The following is a 4,550-nucleotide window of genomic DNA, read 5'->3' as shown; positions in this document are numbered from 1 at the left end:
GTGGTCGTCGGTCGGGTGCGGCGTCGGAGGTGTCAGGGGCATCGGGGCCCGGGCGTGCCGACGGGGGAGGAGGGACGCCGTGGTGACGATGCCGGCGGCGGCGAGTCTGCGCAGGTCGACCAGGGTGTGGAACGCCGGGCGTCCCAGGGTCCGGGCTATGTCCGCGGCCGTGCGCACCCCGTCCACCTGGCCGAGGACGGCCTCCTGGCGGGCCGGGACCGGTGGCTCGGCATGGCGGCCGGCCCGGATCAGCGGTGCGCTGTCCGTCGCCGTGTCGGGCCAGATGCGGTGCAGCAGCTCGCGGCGGCGCACGGTCTCGCGCTCCAGCGCGGCCACCGGTACGGGCCGCACCGCGCCGAGCCAGTGCGCGGCCCCGTACTGGAAGCGGGCGGGCGCGCTGGACGGGCCGAGTACGAAGTACGCCGCGTCGAACAGCGCCCCCGTGTGGCACAACTCCAGCGCGCCCTCGGTGACCCGCCCGCTGTCGACCAGGTACCGCCCGACCCGCCGTCTCTCTCCCGCCTGCGTGACCGCCTCCCGCCATCCCTCGGCGTCCAGGACACCGCCGGCGGTGAGGAGCACGTCGAGGCCCGGGGTCTCGGGGCTCTCGGCGTGCACGACCTGGCCGTCGCAGAGGTAGAGCGTGCCGCGCTCGCGGAGCAGGACTCCGGTGGCGCGCTCGGCGGCGAGCCGGTGGAGCATGGGCGACAGGGCGGCGCTGTCGACCGGCCGCGGACGCGTGGGAAGCCGGGGCGGGGGCGTGCGCGGTGTGCTGACCACGGTCATCCCAGTACCAGCCGTCCGGCCATCTCACCCAGGCGGATGCGGGCGAGGGCGAGGTTGCCGTCGGCTCGGGCGAGCCAGAGGTGGAGGAAGACGCTGCTGTCGAAGGTCGTCCGGACGAAACGGAGGACGTGGTACGTGTCGCGGTTGCTGACGATGAGGTCCTCGACGGGTGGGTCCTCGCCGTCCCAGCCGGAGCCCTCCTCGGGTGCGAACGCGCCGTGTTCGGCGGCGAGCCGGGCCAGCTCCGCCGCTTCGGCCGCGGTCGTCTCGTGGTCACCGCCGGGTGCTTCGCCGACCGTGCCCAGCGCCAGGCCGCTGGTCCAGTCGACCACCGCGGCGCCCAGGGCACCGGGCAGCCTCATGGCTTCCACCAGACACTCGTCGATTCCGGGCACCGTGGCTCCCCTCCCGCCTCGGGTACGGCTGAGTGACCACGAAGCTACGCAACGTGTGTGTGAGGAGTAAGTGTTCTGGCATTTTCCAGTGGAACATGCGCCGAGTGACTAAGGTGGGTCGACTGTCCCCGTTTCGGGGGGTGTTGATGCCTGTTCGAGGGTATGGGCGCTGAACTGCGGTGATGGACCCGGGCGATGGTCCGCGCGGGCCGGTGCGGGGCGTCAAGCCGGCACACGTGGGCGCACGTGTTGAAGCACGGGGGCGCAGTGTGCGCCGGTGCTGTGCGGGCGGGGCCGCCGGAGCCGCCGGTGTCTACAGGCCCAGGAGGGCCGTCGGGTGGTCGCCGCCCGACTCGGTCACGATCTCGGCCGGTGTCTGCGCCTTCCGTACGAGGGCGAAGTGGATCTCTCCCTGCCCGGTCGGCGCGAAGCCGTGGATCGCGGGGCGGGGGAGGGAGTTGTAGGCGTAGTGGTGGGCGAAGTAGTACGCGCCCGTGTCCAGGGCGGCCGCGTAGTCACCCTGGTCCAACAGGGGCAGGGACTGGCCCTCGGCCAGCAGGTCGCCGGAGAAACAGGCGGGGCCGGCGATGTCCTGGACGACGTCGGGCCCCTCCTTGGGGCGCCCCTTCGAGTCGTAGGCGGCGATGCGCAGAGGCCATGAGGCCGGCGCGTAGACCGTACGGGTCGCCACCTGGACCCCGGCGTGTGTGACCGCGATGGGCCGGCCGCCCGCGCGCTTGGCGTACTCCACGCGGGCGACCACCGTGCCGTGCTTGGCGAGCAGCGACCGGCCGAACTCGGTGACCAGTCCGTACCGCCCGTCGAACAGTCCCGGTACGGCCTCGGACAGCAGGCGGGCGTACTGCGCGTACGTCGGGGTGGTGGCGTCCGAGGCGAAGTTGACCGGCAGGCCGCCGCCGATGTCGATCGTGTCGATCTGGCGCCGCCCGAGGCGGTGGTTGATCTCCTCGGCGAGCGCGTACGTCTCCTCCACGCCCCGTGCCATCAGCGAGAGCGGGACACCCTGGGAGCCGGCGTGCGCGTGCAGCCGGGTCAGCCAGGGGCGCTCCGCGCAGGTGCGGACGACCCACTCCCGGGCGCCCTCGTCCTGGAGCGCCACTCCGAACTTCGACGTGGTCGTCGCGGTGGACGTCGCGTCGATGGTGCCGCCGCCGACCTGCGGGTTGACCCGGATGCCGATGGGTGAGCGGGTGGGGGCCGAGCGGACCAGGGCGTCGATGCGGTCGAGCTCCTGGGGGTTGTCCGCGTTGACCGCGATGCCCAGGGCCAGTGCCTCGCGCAGTTCGGCCGGGGTCTTGGCCGGGGAGTCCAGGACGGTCCGGGCCGGGGTGATGCCCGCGGCTCGCGCGAGCGCCAGCTCGCCGGGGCTGGCCACCTCCGCGCCGATACCCGACTCGTGCAGCAGGCGCAGTACGGGCACGAGAGGCGTCGCCTTCACGGCGAAGGCGTGCAGGACCGGCGTGCCCGGTGCGGTCACGGCGTCGAACGCCGCCCGCAACGCCGCCGCCGACGCCCGGATGCCCTCGACGTCGAGAAGCCCGATGACCGGGCTGCCCGGCCCCACCAGCCCCTGCTCCACGGCCGCGCGGATCGCCTCGTCCCGCCGCGCGGTGCGCTCCTCGTCGGCGCCGTCTGCGAATCCGTGCTCCATGTCCTCCATCGTGGCCCCCGTTGTCGTGTTGTGCGTGTTCGCGGCCTGGTGGCCGTGTGCCTGTCCGGGGCTTCTTCTGTCCAGTGTGTCCAGCCAAACACCTGCGGCGGGTCCCCGCTGGCGTAAAGGGTGTATTGACTAGTTCTATTCAGCGGTTCAGGATGTGAATGGGCAGTGCAACAGTCCGTAGCCAGTCCGTAGCCCGCATCAGACCGCCAGGAGGCAGCCCATGTCAGGACCACGCCCCGTCCGAGCACCGCGCGGTACGGAACTGAGCGCCCTGGGATGGCAGCAGGAAGCCGCGCTGCGCATGCTGCAGAACAACCTCGACCCCGAGGTCGCCGAGCACCCCGACAAGCTCGTCGTCTACGGCGGCACCGGCAAGGCCGCCCGTGACTGGCGCTCCTTCGACGCCATGGTGCGGACGCTGCGGACCCTGAAGCAGGACGAGACCATGCTCGTGCAGTCGGGCCGTCCCGTCGGTGTCATGCAGACCCACGAGTGGGCGCCGCGCGTACTGATCGCCAACTCCAACCTGGTGGGCGACTGGGCCAACTGGGAGGAGTTCCGGAGGCTGGAGCAGCTCGGCCTCACCATGTACGGGCAGATGACCGCCGGTTCGTGGATCTACATCGGCACCCAGGGCATCCTGCAGGGCACGTACGAGACCTTCTCCGCCGTGGCCGCCAAGCGGTTCGGCGGGACGCTCGCCGGGACGATCACCCTGACCGCCGGGCTCGGCGGCATGGGCGGCGCCCAGCCGCTCGCCGTGACGATGAACGACGGCGTCGCGATCTGTATCGACTGCGACCCGCGCGCGATCGAGCGCCGCATCGAGCACCGCTACCTGGACGTGAGGGCCGACTCCCTGGAGCACGCCCTCCAGCTCGCCGTCGAGGCCCGTGACGCCCGCCGGCCGCTGTCCATCGGGCTGCTCGGCAACGCGGCGGAGCTGCTGCCGCGCATGCTCGCCGAGGGCGCGCCCGTCGACATCGTCACCGACCAGACCTCCGCGCACGACCCGCTGGCGTACCTGCCGCTGGGCGTCGACTTCGACAACATGGCCTCCTACGCGGCCAAGGACCCCGCCGGCTTCACCACCCGCGCGCGCGAGTCGATGGCCCGGCACGTCGAGGCCATGGTCGGCTTCATGGACGCCGGTGCCGAGGTCTTCGACTACGGCAACTCGATCCGGGGCGAGGCCGAACTCGCCGGGTACGAGCGGGCGTTCGCCTTCCCCGGGTTCGTGCCCGCCTACATCCGCCCGCTGTTCTGCGAGGGCAAGGGCCCCTTCCGGTGGGCGGCGCTGTCCGGTGAGGCGTCGGACATCGCCAAGACCGACAAGGCGATCCTCGACCTCTTCCCGGAGAACGAGTCCCTCGCCCGCTGGATCAAGATGGCCGGGGAACGGGTCCACTTCCAGGGCCTTCCCGCGCGCATCTGCTGGCTGGGGTACGGCGAGCGGGACCGTGCGGGCGAGCGCTTCAACGACATGGTCGCGAGCGGTGAGCTGGCCGCGCCGCTGGCCATCGGGCGGGACCACCTCGACTGCGGGTCGGTGGCCTCGCCGTACCGCGAGACCGAGGCCATGCTCGACGGATCCGACGCCATCGCCGACTGGCCGCTGCTCAACGCCATGGTCAACGTGGCTTCGGGTGCGTCGTGGGTGTCCATTCACCATGGGGGTGGGGTGGGTA

At 72.1% G+C, this 4,550-nt stretch carries 4 protein-coding genes; 1 reads left to right on the top strand and 3 read right to left on the bottom strand.

The features are described from left to right. The 3 genes from FNH08_RS45240 to FNH08_RS45230 all read right to left on the bottom strand — a co-directional run. On the bottom strand, positions 1-702 hold a 702-nt coding region (locus FNH08_RS45240; protein WP_407704579.1), incomplete at its 3' end, for a hypothetical protein. A gap of 80 nt (positions 703-782) precedes the next feature. Then, positions 783-1,181, bottom strand: coding sequence for a hypothetical protein (locus tag FNH08_RS45235; protein ID WP_322726485.1), 399 nt, complete (start codon positions 1,179-1,181; stop codon positions 783-785). 313 nt (positions 1,182-1,494) lie between these two features. Beyond that, on the bottom strand, positions 1,495-2,853 hold the full coding sequence (locus FNH08_RS45230; RefSeq protein ID WP_228034771.1) for a type III PLP-dependent enzyme domain-containing protein: 1,359 nt from the start codon (positions 2,851-2,853) through the stop codon (positions 1,495-1,497). Positions 2,854-3,082: 229 nt separating this feature from the next. Here FNH08_RS45230 and FNH08_RS45225 point away from each other — a divergent pair. Beyond that, a partial coding sequence (locus tag FNH08_RS45225) for a urocanate hydratase (RefSeq protein ID WP_152777382.1) occupies positions 3,083-4,550 on the top strand: 1,468 nt, incomplete at its 3' end.

The sequence above is a fragment of the Streptomyces spongiae genome, from assembly GCF_009377185.1.
Classification (GTDB): Bacteria; Actinomycetota; Actinomycetes; order Streptomycetales; family Streptomycetaceae; genus Streptomyces; species Streptomyces spongiae.
Note: the sequence above shows the minus strand (reverse complement) of the source record. Positions and strands in the feature narration are given on the sequence as shown.